This is a genomic window from Georgenia sp. Z1344, assembly GCF_057652375.1.
In genome coordinates this window covers 1579776-1595327 of sequence record NZ_CM172728.1, presented here as the reverse complement: position 1 = coordinate 1595327, position 15552 = coordinate 1579776, and the positions used below count along the sequence as shown (strand labels likewise).

Annotated in this window: 17 protein-coding genes; 7 read left to right on the top strand and 10 right to left on the bottom strand. The window is 71.6% G+C overall.

What is annotated here, in order from left to right:
- Positions 1-45: 45 nt before the first annotated feature.
- Positions 46-987, bottom strand: coding sequence for a hypothetical protein (locus AC24FB_RS07150; protein ID WP_425715687.1), 942 nt, complete (start codon positions 985-987; stop codon positions 46-48).
- A gap of 241 nt (positions 988-1228) precedes the next feature.
- On the opposite strand from AC24FB_RS07150, the gene nrdF reads away from it, so the two are divergent.
- Both nrdF and AC24FB_RS07140 read left to right on the top strand, forming a co-directional pair.
- Entirely contained in the window at positions 1229-2203 is a 975-nt protein-coding gene (gene nrdF / locus AC24FB_RS07145; RefSeq protein WP_425715688.1) for a class 1b ribonucleoside-diphosphate reductase subunit beta, read from the top strand.
- A gap of 118 nt (positions 2204-2321) precedes the next feature.
- Complete coding sequence (locus tag AC24FB_RS07140) at positions 2322-3227, top strand: macrolide 2'-phosphotransferase (protein WP_425715689.1); 906 nt, start codon at positions 2322-2324, stop codon at positions 3225-3227.
- A gap of 3 nt (positions 3228-3230) precedes the next feature.
- On the opposite strand, the gene AC24FB_RS07135 is transcribed toward AC24FB_RS07140, so the two are convergent.
- The 3 genes from AC24FB_RS07135 to AC24FB_RS07125 form a co-directional block, all read right to left on the bottom strand.
- Positions 3231-3839, bottom strand: coding sequence for a hypothetical protein (locus tag AC24FB_RS07135; RefSeq protein WP_425715690.1), 609 nt, complete (start codon positions 3837-3839; stop codon positions 3231-3233).
- Positions 3836-4093: a helix-turn-helix transcriptional regulator gene (locus tag AC24FB_RS07130; RefSeq protein WP_425715691.1), complete on the bottom strand. Its 258-nt coding sequence runs from the start codon at positions 4091-4093 to the stop codon at positions 3836-3838. The genes AC24FB_RS07135 and AC24FB_RS07130 overlap by 4 nt, the downstream gene beginning before the upstream one ends.
- A 97-nt stretch (positions 4094-4190) precedes the next feature.
- Positions 4191-5516: an NYN domain-containing protein gene (locus tag AC24FB_RS07125; RefSeq protein WP_425715692.1), complete on the bottom strand. Its 1326-nt coding sequence runs from the start codon at positions 5514-5516 to the stop codon at positions 4191-4193.
- 173 nt (positions 5517-5689) lie between these two features.
- On the opposite strand from AC24FB_RS07125, the gene AC24FB_RS07120 reads away from it, so the two are divergent.
- From AC24FB_RS07120 to AC24FB_RS07105, 4 genes are read left to right on the top strand one after another with little or no spacing between them, the layout of a single operon-like run.
- Positions 5690-6538, top strand: a complete 849-nt coding sequence (locus AC24FB_RS07120) for an ABC transporter ATP-binding protein (protein ID WP_425715693.1) — start codon at positions 5690-5692, stop codon at positions 6536-6538.
- Positions 6535-7188 carry an ABC-2 transporter permease gene (locus AC24FB_RS07115; protein ID WP_425715694.1) on the top strand — a complete coding sequence of 218 codons (654 nt, stop codon included), beginning with the start codon at positions 6535-6537 and terminating at the stop codon, positions 7186-7188. Before AC24FB_RS07120 ends, AC24FB_RS07115 begins: the two co-directional genes overlap by 4 nt.
- A 14-nt stretch (positions 7189-7202) precedes the next feature.
- The gene (locus AC24FB_RS07110; RefSeq protein WP_425715695.1) at positions 7203-7568 is read left to right on the top strand and encodes a GntR family transcriptional regulator; all 366 of its coding nucleotides are present in this window, start codon (positions 7203-7205) and stop codon (positions 7566-7568) included.
- Positions 7568-8812: an acyltransferase family protein gene (locus tag AC24FB_RS07105; RefSeq protein ID WP_425715696.1), complete on the top strand. Its 1245-nt coding sequence runs from the start codon at positions 7568-7570 to the stop codon at positions 8810-8812. Before AC24FB_RS07110 ends, AC24FB_RS07105 begins: the two co-directional genes overlap by 1 nt.
- 158 nt (positions 8813-8970) lie before the next feature.
- On the opposite strand, the gene erm is transcribed toward AC24FB_RS07105, so the two are convergent.
- The 6 genes from erm to AC24FB_RS07075 all read right to left on the bottom strand — a co-directional run bounded on the left by erm (position 8971) and on the right by AC24FB_RS07075 (position 14693).
- Complete coding sequence (gene erm / locus AC24FB_RS07100; protein WP_425715697.1) at positions 8971-9828, bottom strand: 23S ribosomal RNA methyltransferase Erm; 858 nt, start codon at positions 9826-9828, stop codon at positions 8971-8973.
- 438 nt (positions 9829-10266) lie between these two features.
- Positions 10267-11052 (bottom strand): ectoine/hydroxyectoine ABC transporter ATP-binding protein EhuA, encoded by a 786-nt coding sequence (gene ehuA, locus AC24FB_RS07095; RefSeq protein ID WP_425715718.1) that lies wholly within the window; start codon positions 11050-11052, stop codon positions 10267-10269.
- A 22-nt stretch (positions 11053-11074) separates the two neighbouring features.
- On the bottom strand, positions 11075-11671 hold the full coding sequence (gene ehuD, locus AC24FB_RS07090) for an ectoine/hydroxyectoine ABC transporter permease subunit EhuD (RefSeq protein WP_463653978.1): 597 nt from the start codon (positions 11669-11671) through the stop codon (positions 11075-11077).
- A 53-nt stretch (positions 11672-11724) separates the two neighbouring features.
- Positions 11725-12450: an amino acid ABC transporter permease gene (locus tag AC24FB_RS07085; RefSeq protein ID WP_425715699.1), complete on the bottom strand. Its 726-nt coding sequence runs from the start codon at positions 12448-12450 to the stop codon at positions 11725-11727.
- Between the two features lie 4 nt (positions 12451-12454).
- Positions 12455-13387, bottom strand: a complete 933-nt coding sequence (locus AC24FB_RS07080; RefSeq protein WP_425715700.1) for a transporter substrate-binding domain-containing protein — start codon at positions 13385-13387, stop codon at positions 12455-12457.
- Positions 13388-13778: 391 nt separating this feature from the next.
- On the bottom strand, positions 13779-14693 hold the full coding sequence (locus AC24FB_RS07075) for a hypothetical protein (protein ID WP_425715701.1): 915 nt from the start codon (positions 14691-14693) through the stop codon (positions 13779-13781).
- Positions 14694-14878: 185 nt separating this feature from the next.
- On the opposite strand from AC24FB_RS07075, the gene AC24FB_RS07070 reads away from it, so the two are divergent.
- Positions 14879-15415: a low molecular weight protein-tyrosine-phosphatase gene (locus AC24FB_RS07070; RefSeq protein WP_425715702.1), complete on the top strand. Its 537-nt coding sequence runs from the start codon at positions 14879-14881 to the stop codon at positions 15413-15415.
- The last annotated feature ends 137 nt before the right edge of the window (positions 15416-15552 follow it).

Sequence of the window (15552 nt, the reverse complement as noted above, 5' to 3'; positions counted from 1 at the left end):
GGGCGCGCGTGCCGGGCGCCGGGACGGGGTGATCGCCGTGCAGGGTCATGCGCCCATTGTCGGGTCTGCGGTTCCGTGTGGGCGCCGGGTCCGGGACCGGAGCCAGACCACGAACGTGATGATCGGGAGCATGACGGCAGTGACTGTGGCGCCGGCGTGGATGAAGTCGGTGTCATCGAACGCGAGCAGCCCGACGAGCGGGGCACCCGCCGCAGCAACCACGGCCAGTGCGACCCGGAGGAACGTCGCGCCCCGACCGCGTCCCACGAGCGGACGGCTGTCGCCGGTACGTGGAGACGGTTCTGCCGCCCAACCGAGCGAGCCGAGGGCACGGGAGATGTGCAGGAAGGCGGCGGTGCTCACCATCGCGAGGCCGACCTCCCGGTCCGCCCGCACATCGGTCGTCAGCAGGATCAGCGCCGGCGGAAGAACGAGGAGCACCGACTCGACGAGGTCGACGCCGAGGCACGCCCCCGGACTCATCGAGCGGGCATCGCCGCGGCCCTCGTACCAGTCTCGGCGGTCGCGCCAACGGCCGTGGAGCCGCAGGACCACGAGCGAGAGGACCAGGGCGATCGTGGTCGCGGTGAGTGCGGCGCCCGAATCTCCCTCGGGCATGCGGCGCCCGCCCTCGAGGCGGAAGTCGCCCTGTTCGTCGATCAGGAGCGAGGCGAGCGTGGCAGCGAGGAGGGTGGCGATCAGCGAGGTGGCGGTGACGGCCGCGACGTCGGCCGCCGCGGAGAGCCACGGGCGTCGTCCCGCATGCCGGTCGTCCCACGGGCCCCGGACAGGTGGCGAACCGGGAAACGGGTGGGCGTTCGCCCCGTCGGGCGTACCCGAGAGCAGGCCGGGGGCCTGGCCGCAGTGGGGCCCGATGTGCCGGTCAGGATGCTGCGGACCGGGGTGAGGCCCGACGAGTCGGCCAGGATGCTGCCCGGGGTGCGGGCCGCGGTGAGGTCCCGGATGCGGGCCGTGCGAGTTGGTCACCCCGGCATTCTCACCGGCGAGCTCCTGGTCGTCACGGTCCTCACGTGGTCCGTCCTCCCCACGACCGTCCGACCGCCGGTCAGGGCGGGGCGTGGTGACCGGCGCGTCGACGTCGTACCTCACCTTGTCGGTCGGCGACGCCGTCGGTGCTTCGTGGGACGATGGGCGCACCGTCCCCGCGCCCCGCGCGGAGTCACCCGACCGCGCGCACGGCCCGCGCGGCTGCACGACAAGGAGCACCGTGTCCGAGAAGCTCAAGCTCGTCTCGTCGGTCCAGGCGATCAACTGGAACCGCATCATCGACGACAAGGACCAGGAGGTCTGGGACCGCCTGACCTCGAACTTCTGGCTGCCGGAGAAGGTGCCGCTGTCCAACGACATCCAGTCGTGGGCGACCCTGACCGACGACGAGAAGCTGATGACGACCCGCGTCTTCACGGGCCTCACGCTGCTCGACACGGTCCAGGGCACCGTCGGCGCCGTCAGCCTCATCCCGGACGCCGTCACCCCGCACGAGGAGGCCGTCTACACGAACATCGCGTTCATGGAGTCGGTGCACGCGAAGTCGTACTCCTCGATCTTCTCCACCCTCATCTCCACCGCCGAGATCGACGAGGCGTTCCGCTGGTCGGAGGAGAACGAGAACCTCCAGCGCAAGGCCGCCATCGTCATGGAGTACTACCGCGGCGACGACCCGGAGAAGCGCAAGGTCGCCTCGACGATGCTCGAGTCGTTCCTCTTCTACTCCGGCTTCTACGCGCCGATGTACTGGTCGAGCCGCGCAAAGCTGACGAACACCGCGGACCTCATCCGCCTCATCATCCGCGACGAGGCCGTCCACGGGTACTACATCGGCTACAAGTACCAGAAGGCCCTCGAGAAGGCCTCGCCGGAGCGTCGCCAGGAGCTCAAGGACTACACCTTCGAGCTGCTCTTCGAGCTGTACGAGAACGAGGAGCAGTACACGGCGGACCTCTACGACCCGCTCGGCCTGACCGAGGACGTCAAGGCGTTCCTCAAGTACAACGCCAACAAGGCGCTCAACAACCTCGGCTACGAGGGCCTGTTCACGTCCGACCAGACCGCCGTCAACCCGGCGATCCTGTCCTCGCTCAGCCCCAACGCGGACGAGAACCATGACTTCTTCTCCGGCTCCGGCTCGTCCTACGTCATGGGCAAGGCGGAGAACACCGAGGACGAGGACTGGGACTTCTGACGTCACCGGCCGCCGGCTGACCGGCGGTCACCACCCGACGACGACGGCGCCGCATCTCGCGCAGGGGCGGCGCCTTCGGCGTCCACGACCGAGGAGGACCGATGAGCGAGGGGGACCGATGACCGGGACGCCACCCGCGGACACCGTGGCCGGGCTCGTCGAGCTGGCCCGGCGGCACGGGCTCGACATCGATGCGGACTCGCTGCGGCTCGAGGAGATCGGGCTCGACTACCGGGTGGCCTTCGCGACCGCGAACGACGGCGAGCGGTGGGTCCTTCGGGTCCCGCGGCGGCCCGACGTGGCGGAGCGGATCGCCGACGAGGCCGCCGTCCTCGACGCCGTCGGTCCTCGCCTCACCGTGGCCGTCCCCGACTGGCGGGTCCGGTCGGCCGAGCTCGTCGCCTACCCGCAGCTGCCCGGTGAGCCGGGTCTGACGATCGACGCCGCGGGCGAGCCGGTGTGGCGGGTCGACCCGACCTCGACGGCGTACGCGCGAGCCTTCGGCGCGCTCGTCGCGGAGCTGCACGGCATCGACGTGGAGGTGGCGCGGGCCGCCAGGATGCCGGTCGAGTCGCCCGAGCAGGTCCGACGCCGGTGGTCCGGCCAGGTGGACCGGGTCGCCGAGGGGTTCACGGTGGCGCCCGAGCTGCTCGAGCGGTGGCGCTCCTGGCTCGCGGACGACTCCTTCTGGCCGACCTGGTCGGTGCTCACGCACGGCGAGCTCTATCCCGCTCACGTCCTCGTCGACGCCGACGAGCGGCCGACGGCCGTGCTCGACTGGACGACGGCGAAGGTCGGCGACCCCGGCGCGGACCTCGCCCTGCACCACATGACGGCCGGCACGGCGGCCTTCGCGGTGACGCTCGAGGCCTACGAGGCGAGCGGCGGCCGGACGTGGCCGCGCCTGGCCGACCACTGCGCCGAGATCGTGGCGGCGAACCTCGTGGGGTACGGGATCTACGCGCTCGAGACGGGTGACCCGACGCACCGGGCCGCGGCCCAGGAGCTGCTCGACCCGGCCTGACGGCTACGCGTCGTCGCGGTTCCGGCGGCGGCCGGGAAGATAGGACGTCACGACGGCGACGAGCAGTCCTGCGAACCCCCCGATCACGGCGCCGCGCGCGACGCTCGGGGCGATACCGGTCGCGTCCGGGCCGGCGACCTCGACCGACGGCAGTGCGACGAGGGCGTCGCCGGTGAACAGCGTCCAGGCGAGCGCGGCGAGCACGAGCAGGAGCCCGACGCCGGCGACCGCCCAGACGCGGGTCTTCTGCCGGGCCGGGAGTCGGCCGGCGAGCTCCGCCAGGTCGACCCCGCGGCGCCGCGCCCACAGCATCATCGTCCACGAGGGGATGGCCGTGAGTGCGACGGCGACCACCGGCACGACGAGCGAGCCGAGGACCGCCGCGACGAGCGCGATGCCCAGGCCCGCGTAGATCCCCGCCGACATGCCGACGGCGGCGGCCTCGTTGGCCACCGCGTGCTCGCGCTCGTCGCCGATGACGGACGGTGCGGAGACGGATCGGCGCGGGTGGGCCGCAGGCGTGGTGGGCTCGGGGTGATCGGTGCGGGGCGACGCGTCGTCGGTGGTGGCGAAGGAGGACTCGGGGCCGGCGGTGCGGTCGTCGGTGCTCATGAGGGGTCTCCTGTGTGGCTCGGGGTGGCGTCGGGGTGCGCGCCGAACAGGTCCTCGACCGTGGCGTCGAGGACGCGCGCGAGGCGGAGGGCGAGGAAGACCGAGGGGGCGTAGTCGCCCTGCTCGATCGCGATGACGGTGTGGCGGCTGACGTCGACCAGCGCGCCGAGCTCCGCCTGCGTGAGGCGGTGCTGCTTGCGGCGCTCGCGGACGGGGCTCTCGGTGCCCGCGTCGGTGCGCGTCGGTGGCGTCATGCGTCGATGTTAAGGATCCTCGACATTCAATGTCAAGGATTCTCTACATTCTGTGTCGAGGATGTTCGACATCCTGGTCGGGTGACAGGCGAGGAGGTCAGCCCTCGGGGACGGTGACGAGGTAGTCGCCGGCCTCGTCGTCCCACTCGAGCTCGACGTGCCCGCCCGCCTCGGCGCCCCGCACGAACTGGAGAAAGCTGCGGTAGCCGAGCGCCTTCTCGCTGAACTCCGGTCGCTCCTTGCGCAGCCGGTTCTTCAGGCCGGACAGGGCGAACGCGCCGTCGTCGTTGCCGTCCCCCTTGGCGACGATCTCGACGAGCACGTCGAACGTGTCCTCGAGGTCGCTCCCGCGGTCGGGCAGCGAGACCTCGGGGTCGCCCGTGGCGGGGCCGGGGGAGAGGTCGACGACGCCCCGGCCGGCCAGGTGCCGCAGCACCTCGCCGAACGAGCGGAACCCGAGGTCCGACTCGCTGAACGTCGGGTCCTTCCGCAGCAGCGCGCGCTTGAGCACCGACGCGGTGACGGAGTCCGCCGTCGAGGCCAGACCGGCGAGCGTCTGCGCCACGCGGACCTCGATCGGCTCGGACTCCGCAGCCTCGTCGGGGGAGCCGTCCGCGTCCTCGGCCGGGACGACGGCGGAGGGGGAGGCGGGGGTGTCGTCGTCGGGCGTGCCGACCCGTGCCGAGCCGGAGGAGTCGGCCTGTCCCGTGCCGCCCTGGCCGGTTCCGGCACCGCCGCCGGACGTCGAGCTGGTCCCGCCGGCGCCGCCCGCGCTCCCCGCGCCGGCGCCACCCGCGCTCTTCGCGGTCGAGCCGGACCCGCCGGCAACCGACGACCCCGCGCCGGTCCCGCTGCCCGACGGCAGCACCACCTGCGCGCCGTGCCGCGCCTGGGCGGCGGGACCCCGGGCGTGCGCGCCTCGTCGTCGGGGGGCCTCGTCCCCGGGCTCCACGCCCTCGAGGCGGTCGTAGAAGAGGAACTCGTCGCAGGCCGGCGGCAGGAGCCGGGAGGTCGAGAGCTCGACCCCGACGCCGATCACGCGCTTGTCGAGCTCGCGCAGCTTGTGGACGAGCGGGGAGAAGTCGCTGTCCCCCGTGCACAGGACGAAGGTCGAGACGTAGTCGCGCTCGAAGGCCATCTCGATCGCGTCGACGACCATCTTGATGTCGGCCGCGTTCTTCCGCGAGGCGCCCATGCGCTGCGGGATCTCGATGAGCTCGAACTGGTGGCGCGTGAGCATCCGACGGTCCTCGTCGAAGTACGACCAGTCGGCGTACGCGCGGCGGGTGAGGCTGCGGCCGCGGACGGCGAGCGCATCGGCGATCGGCCCGAAGTCGAACGTCATCCCGCCCAGGTGGTCGCGCGCGCCGAGCGCGAGGTTCTCGTAGTCGAGGAACACGGCCATCCGTGCGTCGTCGTCCATGTGGCCAGCCTATGGCGCCGCTCGGGCGGGAAACTCCGCCGACGACGCGGGCGCCCATGGCGCCACGGCCGCTGACGAGACCTGCGACACTCCCGCACCCGCCGAAAGGCATTGACCCCGCCCCGCTCACTGTGTCTACTGTCTATGCACAGTAGCAACACAGGAGGTGGACCATGCTCGTCGTCGACGGACTGACGAAGCGCTACCCGGGATTCCGGCTGGAGGACGTGTCCTTCGAGATCGAGCCCGGCTACATCACCGGCTTCATCGGCGTGAACGGGGCCGGCAAGACCACGACGCTCAAGTCGATCCTCAACATCGTGCGTCCCGACGCCGGCACCGTGACCTTCGAGGGCCGGGACATCTACGCCGACGAGGCCGGGGCCAAGCAGCTCATCGGGGCCGCCCTCGGTCCGCTCGACGTCTACCCGAAGCACCGGGTGCGCACCGTCGTCGACGTCTACCGGCGGTTCTACGACCACTGGGACGGCCGGCTCTTCGCGCACTACCTCGAGCGGTTCGGCATCGGCGACGCCAAGAAGATCAGCGAGCTGTCGACCGGCATGCGCGTCAAGCTCGGCGTGGCCATGGCGCTCTCGCACGGCGCCCGGCTCATCCTGCTCGACGAGCCGACGAGCGGGCTCGACCCCGTGGCGCGCGACCAGCTGCTCGGGGTGCTCCAGGAGGTCGTCGAGGACGGCGACCGCGCCGTCCTGTTCTCCACGCACATCACGAGCGACCTGGACAAGATCGCCGACCTCATCGTCTTCATCCGCGACGGGCACGTCATCGCGGACGACACCAAGGACGACCCCATCGACGGCCACCGGCTCGTCGGCGGCTCCCGCGAGGAGCTGACCGACGACCTGCGCGGCCGGCTCATCGGCCACCGCGACCACGCGTTCGGATTCTCCGGCCTCGTCCGCACCGCCGACCTGGCCGAGGTCTCGCCGCACGTGCAGGCCGAACGACCGAACCTGGAGGACCTCATGGTCTTCTACGACCTGGAGGGAGCACGATGAGCATCGCCACGCTCGTGCACAAGGAGGCGCGCCTCGTCGTGCCGCCCGCCTACCTGGGGTTCGCCGCCCTCACGCTGTTCAACCTCATCCCGCACTACCCGATGATCATCGGCGTCAGCTACTTCATGCTCGCCCTGTTCATCGCGCTGTCGGAGGCGAACGCCAACAGGGACCATGTCTTCAGCATCTCGCTGCCGATCGCGCGCGCCCGGCTCGTGACCGGCAAGCACCTCATCGTCGGCGCGGTCGAGCTCGTCCAGCTCGCCGCCCTGGCGGTGGTCGCCGTCGTCGTCGCGCAGATGCAGCCGGGAGGCAACGCCGTCGGTCTCGACGGCAACCCCGCCTTCTTCGGCTTCGTCCTGCTGGCCTACGGCGTCTTCAACATCGTGTTCCTGCCCGGGTACTTCACCACCGGGCACCGCATCGGCCGCCACGGCGTGCTCGCGGGGATCGCCTTCGCGGTGGTCTACGTCGCCGCCGAGCTGTCCGTCGCCCTCGTGCCCGGCGCGAGCGGGGTCCTCGACACGCTCGACCCCGCCGACGCCGTACCGCAGCTGCTCGTGCTCGTCCTCGGGGCGCTCGCGTTCATCGGCCTCACCGCCGCCTCCCACCGCCTCTCGGTGCGCGCCTTCGAGCGCGTCAACCTGTGAGCGCGGCGGGTGGGATGGACCTCGTCCTCTCACCGCGCGGCAGCGACCCGATCTACGAGCAGATCCGGTCGCAGATCGCCGCCCAGATCCTCGACGGGTCGCTCGCCGCCGGCGAGATGCTGCCGTCGATCCGGTCGGTCGCCAAGGAGCTCGGGATCAGCGTCATCACCATCAAGAAGGCCTGGGAGCTCCTCGAGGCCGACGACCTCATCTACACCCGCCAGGGCAAGGGGGCCTACGTCTCCGAGCACGCCGCCGACGGACTGAGCGCCAAGCGTCACGCGTTCGCCGTCGAGCGGTTCCGCACCAACGTCGACTACTACCGCTCGCTCGGGCTCACGCGCGAGGAGCTGATCCGCATCGTGGAGGAGGAGTACTGATGTCCACGACGAAGAACCCACCGACCACCCGCGCCGCCCCCGCGACGAGGCGGCTCGTCCACATCGACCACCTCCGCGTGTTCGGCACCCTGCTCGTGGTCGCCCACCACGTGGCGCTCGCCTACGGCAACCTCGGGATCTGGCCGAACTGGCAGGAGCCGGACTCCGAGCTCGCGGCGCTCCCGCTCGACCTGCTCGTGCTCGTCAACCAGACGTTCTTCATGGGCCTGTTCTTCATGCTGTCCGGCTTCTTCGCGCCGGGATCGGTCGACCGCAAGGGGCCCGGGCGCTGGGCGCTCGACCGCGTCAAGCGCCTCGGCCTGCCGTTCGTGGCGTTCATGGTGCTGCTGCGCCCGCTGTACTCGCTGCCGACCTACCTCGACCAGCCTCCGGGTGAGCGCGAGCCCTACTGGCTCTTCTACCTCACCGACTGGGAGGTGGGGCCGATGTGGTTCGTCCTCGCGCTGCTCGTCCTCTCGCTCGGCTACGCGCTGGTCCGGGAGCGTCGGCCGCGGACGAATCCTCTCCCGACGACGCCGCGCACGGTGCGATCGGCCGGCGCCTCGGCGGCCCGCCGCGCCCCGGTGCCTGACCGCACGTCGACGGCGGGGCTCACCACGCGGGGGACCGCCGTCTCCCTGCGCGCACGGCACGTCGTCGCGTTCGCGATCGGGCTCGGCGTCGTCTCCTACGTGTGGCGGATCTGGTTCCCGACCGGCTCGTTCATCCCGGTCATCGGGATCCCGAGCCCCGGGTACGTGCTGCAGTACGTGGCGCTGTTCGTCGTCGGGATCCTCGCCTTCCGCCGGGGCTGGTTCAGCGGGCTGCCGCGCCGCGCGGGCCTGCTCGGTGCGGGCCTCGTCGTCGCGTCGTTCGTGCCGATGGTCCTCGGCGGTTACCGGACGCTCGACACGGCCGACCCGGTGCCGGCGGGCCCAGACCCGGCGCACCTCGGGTTCGCCCTGTTCGACGCGCTGTTCGCGGTCGGGGTCATCCTCGTCCTGCTGCGCGTGTTCGAGCGGTACGCGTCCCGGTCGACGCCGGCGGGCCGGTTCCTCACCCGGAACGCCTTCGGCGTGTACGTGGTCCACGCGCCCGTCATCGTCGGCGTCGTCGCGCTGCTCGGCCCGCTCGGCCTCACGCCGGTGGTCGCGTTCGCCCTCGCGCTGGTGATCTCCGCGAGCGTCAGCTGGGCGGTCGTCGCGCTCCTGCGGCGCAGCCGGCTGGTGCGGGAGGTCATCTGACCCGGACCGGGAAGCGTGACCGACGGCGGGGGCCGGACGAGTCTATGCTCGTCCGGCCCCCGCCGTCGTTCCTGGTCGGCGCATCCCCGGCGGGTCGCACGTGCGAGCACCGGTGGGCGCGCGGGTGCCCGGACGCCCGGCGCGAGGAGCGCCGGACCTCACCCGCGCAGGTCGTGCCAGAGTGAGGCCCACTGCTCGGGCCCGACGTCGCGGGGCAGCGCCCGCCCGTCGACGCCGGCCCGGGCGAGCGCCCGCTCCGCCGCCCGGCGGTCGACGCGGGCCGCGCGCTCGACCACTCGGGCGATCCGCCCGCCGCGGCCGGTGAACACCGCGCGGACGAACGCCTCGTAGCCGCGCCGCTGGGAGACCGGAACGAGTGGGCGCGGTCGGCGCACGATGCTCAGCACACCGCCGTCGACGCCGGGCACGGGCCGGAAGTGCCGGGCCGGCACCCGGAACTCGATCCGGACCTCGAACCACGGCGCGCCCTGGGCGGTCATCATGGTGCCGCCTCCGACGCCGGCCCGCTTCCGCGCCACCTCCCACTGGGTGAGCAGGACGGCGTGCTGCCACCGGCCGGCGGTGAGCAGCCGACGCAGCAGCGGGCTCGTGAGGTGGAAGGGGATGTTGCCGGCGACGACGGGGGCGTCGAGCGGGACACGCATCGCGTCGTCGTGCTCGATGCGCACGGTGGCCGTGCCGGTGCCGGTGCCGGTGCCGGTGGTGGTTCGGGGGTCGGCTGTCGTCGCGGTACCGCTGCGACGGAGCATCCGGCGCAGGCGCTCGACCCGGTGCTCGTCGATCTCGACGGCGGTCAGCGGACGGCCCAGGCGGGCGAGCTCGCGGGTGAGCGCACCGTCGCCGGCGCCGAGCTCGAGGATCGCGCCGTCCGTCTCGCGCACGAGGTCGGCGAACCGCCGCACGGTGGGCGGGTGGTGGAGGAAGTTCTGGCCGAGCTCGTGCCGTCCTCCGGCGGCCGAGCGAGGGGCGGTGTGCGGGGTCGTGCGTCGAGGCATGGGTGGGCTCCACGAGAAGGAGGTGGAGCACCCCGGGGCAGGGTGGCGGTGTGCGTGGGCGCTGCGCGTCCGAGGTGCGAAGGGCTCTCGGAGCGACGACGCGTCGACGCCCGGCGCCGGTGGCGCGGGGCGGACGGACCTGCGGGTGGGACCGGACGCGCCGTCAGGCGCGGCGGTCGCGGTAGTCGCGGGCGGCCGTCGTCGCGGGCCCGCTGCACAAGATGCCTGCCATACCGCGATGCTAGACAGCCGCGGGTCGGCGGCGTCCAGGGAATTCTCGGGGCGACGGGCAGGTGGGGACGGCACGGCCGACGGCCGGCACGCCAGGCACGACGGCCGGCACGGCAGACGGGAGGGCCGACGACGACGGGGGGTTCGTCGTCGTCGGCCCTGTGGTCCGCAGATCGGGTGCGCGGGGCTATGCGGGACGGGCCCTGGTCAGAGGATCGCCTCGAGGAACGACCGGGTCCGCTCGTGGCTCGGGTTGGTGAAGATGACGTCGGGCGGCCCGTCCTCGACGATCTGGCCGCCGTCGAACATCATCACGCGGTGGGAGACGTCCTGGGCGAACTGCATCTCGTGCGTGACGATGAGCATCGTGATGTCCGTGTTGTTCGCGACCTCGCGCAGGACCCACAGGACGTCCTTGACGATCTCGGGGTCGAGGGCGGAGGTCACCTCGTCGAGGAGCAGGATCTCGGGGTCCATCGCGAGGGCGCGGGCGATGGCGACGCGCTGCTGCTGACCGCCCGAGAGCCGCGTGGGGTGCTCGTCCGCCTTGTCCGAGAGGCCGACCTGCTCGAGCAGCTCGAGACCGCGGCTGCGCGCCTCCTCCTTCGAGCGGCCGAGCACGTGGATCGGCGCCTCGGTGATGTTCTCCAGCACCGACATGTTGGGGAAGAGGTGGAAGTGCTGGAAGACCATCCCGATCCGGGTGGTCATCCTCGCGACGTCCTTCGCCCTGCGCTCGACCCGTCGGCCGCCGCGCAGCTCGTGGGTGAGCGGCTGGCCGTCGACGTAGATGTAGCCGCCGGTGAGGTGCTCGAGCGTCATCACGAGCCGCAGGATGGTCGTCTTGCCGGAGCCCGAGGGGCCGATGAGCGTGACCCGCTCGCCGCGGTCGACGCTGAAGTTGAGGTTCTCGAGGACGGTGTTGTCGCCGAACTTCTTGACGACGTTCTCGAACCGCAGCTTCGGCTCGCCCGTGGCGGGGCTCGGCGTGATGCCGGCACCGGGCGCGGAGTGGTCAGTAGGTGGCAAGGCGATTCTCCATCTTGCGTAGCAGGACCGAGGTGCCGTAGCTCGCGACCAGGAAGATGAACCCGGCGAGCACGAGCGCCTCGGTGTAGGTGAACGTCCTCGAGCCGTACCGCTCCGCCTCGCGCACCATCTCGGTGACGAAGATGACGGTGAGGAACGGGGTGTCCTTGAACATCGAGATCACCCAGGTGCCCAGGGCGGGCAGGGTCGTACGGATCGCCTGCGGGATGATGACCTTGACCCAGGTGCGGGTGCGGGACATCGACAGGGCGGTCGCGGCCTCCCACTGTCCCTTGGGGATCGCGTCGATCCCGGACCGGTAGACCTCCGCCATGTAGGTGGCGTAGTGGATCCCGAGGACGACGATGCCGATCGTCAGGCCGTCGATGCTGTTGAACGTGTAGTAGGCGAACAGCAGCTGGATGACGACCGGGGTCATGCGGATGAACTCCATGACCGCGTGCACCGGCATCCAGAGCCACTTCGGCATCACCCGGCGGGTGATGGCCACGATCAGGCCGAGCACCGCCGCGATCGCCGACCCCAGGACGGTCGCGACGAGCGTGACCTGCAGGAAGGTCATGAGGAGGTCGGGGAAGACCTCCGCCGCGCGGTCCCAGCTCCAGATGTCGTCGTTCACAGTGGGGTCACCTCGCTCGGCTTGCCCGCGGTCACCTTGAACATCTGGTTGAGCGGTGCGGCCTGGCCGAGCTTGTGCTTCGCGTGCCGCTCGAGGAGGGCCGCGAGCAGCACGATGACCAGCGAGATGAGGAAGTAGATGACCATGCCGACGCCGTACGAGAAGAAGGTGCTCCCCGTCTGCTGGCGCAGGATGTCCGTCTCCCACGTGAGGTCGTGCATGAGGATGATGTAGGCGACGGCCGTGCCCTTGAGCAGCATGACAGCCAGATTGCTCAGCGACGGCAGCATGATCGCCCACGCCTGCGGCCAGATCACGCGCCGCATGTGGTGCAGCGGGCTGATGCTCAGCGCCGTGCCGACCTCCCACTGGCCCTTGGGCACGTTGTTGATCGACCCGCGGACGACCTCCGCCCCGTACGCGCCGTAGTTGAACGACAGGGCGAAGATCCCGCAGAAGAGCCCCGTCAGCGTGATCCCCACCTGCGGCAGCACGTAGAAGAGCACGTAGAGCTGCACGAGCAACGACGTCCCGCGGAAGAACTCGATGAGCAGGCGCGCCGGGATCCGCAGGTACCAGTGCTCGCTACGGACCACCAGGCCGAGCACGATCGCGATGACGAAGGCGCCGATGATCCCGCCGGCGGTGAGCTGGAGGGTGACGAGGACGCCCTCCCACAGCCGGGGGAGCGCCTCGACGAGCGTGTCGAGGTTGTCGCTCACGCGATCAGATGTCGCCGGCGCAGAGCTGCTCGGTCGACAGCTCGCCGGTGGGGCGCTCCTCGGCCGTGAAGCCGAACTCGCCGACGATCTCGAGGTAGCGCTCCTCGTCCTCGACGATCTCCGCGAGCACCTCGTTGTAGGCGTCGCGCAGCTCGGTGTCGGCGTTGCGGAACACGGTGCCGCCGGCCCCGACCTGCTCGACGCCGTCGATCTCGGCCACGAACGACTCGGTGACCTCGATGCCGGCGTCCGGGTTGTTGTCCGCCATCCAGTTGAGCGAGATGCCCGTGAGGGCGAAGACGTCGGCGCGGCCGTTGACGACGGCGTCCATGCCGTCCTGCGGCGTGCCGACCTCCATCGAGTCGATGCCGAGGTCGGCGGCGTAGGTGGACTCGATGGCGCCGGTCATCGACGCCATCTGCACGTCGGACTCCTGGACGGACTGCATGCTCGGCTCGAGCCCGTCCGGGTTGCCCTCGGGAACCATGAGCGCGGTCGTGTACATGAACTCCGGCTCGGAGAAGATCGCCTGCTCGCAGCGCTCCGGGAGGATCGACATACCGGCGGCGACGACGTCGAAACGCTCCGCGTCGAGCGCCTGGATGAGCTGGCCGAACTCGGCCTGGACGCCCTCGACCTCGTCGACACCGAGCTCCGCCCAGATCGCCTCGTGCAGGGCGACGGTGGCGCCCGTGAGCTCTCCGCCGTCCTCGAAGCTGTACGGGGCCTCGCCGGCGAAACCGACGGTGACGCTGCCGGCCTCCTGGAGGTCCTCGAGCGTGAGGGCCTCGCCGCTGCCGCCGCCGCTGTCTCCGCCACCGCCGCCGCGGTCGGCCGACTCCTCCTCGCTGGCGCAGGCGGCAAGGGTCAGCGCGAGGGCGGCGAGGGTCGCGGTGGGGACGATGGTGCGGGCGCGACGCTGTGCGTTGGTGGTCAAGGGGTTCCTTCCGGTGGGCGCCCGGCGCCATGGTGGACAGACGCGCGAACGTTGCGTGACAGCGCCCGAACGTGCGTACGGGCCCTTGAGTGGCCCCACCGTATGGGGGGTCGTCCCGGTCATCAACCGGCCGGATTCGGGCGTCCAGGGGTCGTTTTGGGGTGGTCGCGGATCGGGACCTTTTCCCATGCTGGTGCGGATCGCGCGGGGTCGGCGAGTGGCGTGGGCCACGACGGGGAGGCCGCTTTTGAGGTCGGGCATTGTTACCCGCTTGTGATTGTTCGACGCGATCGTGACCGAGAACTGTGACGGTTCGGGCAGAGGGGGTGCGTCGTCGTGCTCGTCGAGGAGGTCGGGACGCTGCTGCCCGCGCGCGGAGGACGACCACCCGTCAGGGGGCGGTGACGTCCTGGGGCTCGTCCAGCTCGCTGATGACGGACGTGGTCGTCGCTGTGCCCGCCGAGGTCGTCACGTTGTTGACGGACCGGAGTGCGACGTAGTCCTGGGTGAGGAAGTACTCCACGGCGATCTCCTCGCCGTTCGCGCCCTCGCCCGTGCCCGTGACGACGGCGACCTCGGTGCCGTCGATCGTGGCCGAGCCCGTCACCGCCACGTCGATGGGTTGGGTGCCCCCGGCCGCGACCGAGGGGTCGTGCAACTGCTGGAGCGACCGGGCCGCACCCTCGGCGCTGCTCAGCCGGGGGATCTCGGCTGCCTCTGCCGGCTCGAGCCAGTCGCCCTCGTCCGTCGCGGCCCACCAGTCGTCCCCGACGACGAGGACGTGGGCGACCCCGAGGTCCGCCTCGACCGCGAGCTGCTCGCCGGTGGAGACGCGCAGCTCGGTGCGGGCGTCGGCTCCGGCGTCGGTGGTCTGGACGTAGCCGGCCGTCTCCGCGAGGGACTCGACCTGGCAGGCGGCGAGCTCGGTGGTCGTCAGCTCCGTGCGCCCCTCGGCGAACGGGTCGGTGCACAGGCCCGACGCCGAGTCCCGGGGCTCGGAGGTCTCCTCCGACAGCCAGGCCGGGTGCTCATCGACCTGGTCGGCGACGGGCGCGAGCTCGTCGACCGGGGTTGCCTCGGAGGTGTCGCCGCTTCCGCCCGATCCGTTGCCGGAGTCGCTGGAGCCGTCGGAGCCGTCGGAGTCGTCGCCCGAGCCGCATGCCGCCAGGGTGGCCGCGAGCGCGAGCACGGTCGCCGCGAGCGTGCGACGTGCGCGTCCCGGTGCGTGGCGACGCGCGGCCGGCCGCGGCTGAGTGCCGGCCCCGGTGGCGACGGGGCGGCGGACGGATCGGTTCGGCTGGCGCACGTCGACAGGGTGGCACGCCGGGCCGCCGCGGTGGTGCCGCGTGCAGGGCCCGTCCCGCGCCGACCCGGCCACCGCCGGGGCTCCGTCCCGCACCGACCTGGTACCCGCGCCCTGTCGGTCTCGGGACGGCCGCACATGGGTCCTCAGGCCTCCCCGGGTGGTCGGCCGCCTGCCACACTGGAGGCATGCGACTCCCCGTCTCGCGACCGGTCAGGGTCCTTGTCGTGTGCACCGGCAACATCTGCCGATCCCCGATGGGTGAGCGGATGCTGGCGGACGAGCTCGAGCGCGCGGGCGTCGATGCCGACGTGACGTCGGGCGGGACGTCCGACTACGAGGTCGGTAACCCGATCGACCCCCGTGCGGCGAGCACGCTGCACCGACGCGGCGTCCCGGTCGAGGCACACACGGCGCGGCAGGTCACGGCCGAGGATCTGGGCGCGGTCGACCTGGTGCTGGCGATGACCGAGGAGCACGCCGTGTGGCTGCGTCGGCTGGCGGAGCGGTCGGGCGTGGACCCCGGCGTCATCATGCTGTGGCGCGCGGCGGAGGGACCGGACGCCCCCGGTGCGGGGAGTGCGCGCGACGTCGGGTCGCTCGACGTCCCGGACCCGTGGTGGGGCGACGACTCCGACTTCGAGTCGACCTACGAGCTGCTCGCGCCCGGTGCGCGCATGCTCGCGGCAGCGCTCGCCGCCGGGCGGACCGAGCTGCACCCCTGACACTGCGCGGCCCGTTCGTCGAGACTGCGGTTGGGGCACCAACCGCACTCTCGACAGGTCGGGGTGCTCCCAACCGCAATCTCGACGAGCACCAACCGCAATCTCGATGGCGACGAACCGCAATCTCGACGAGCACC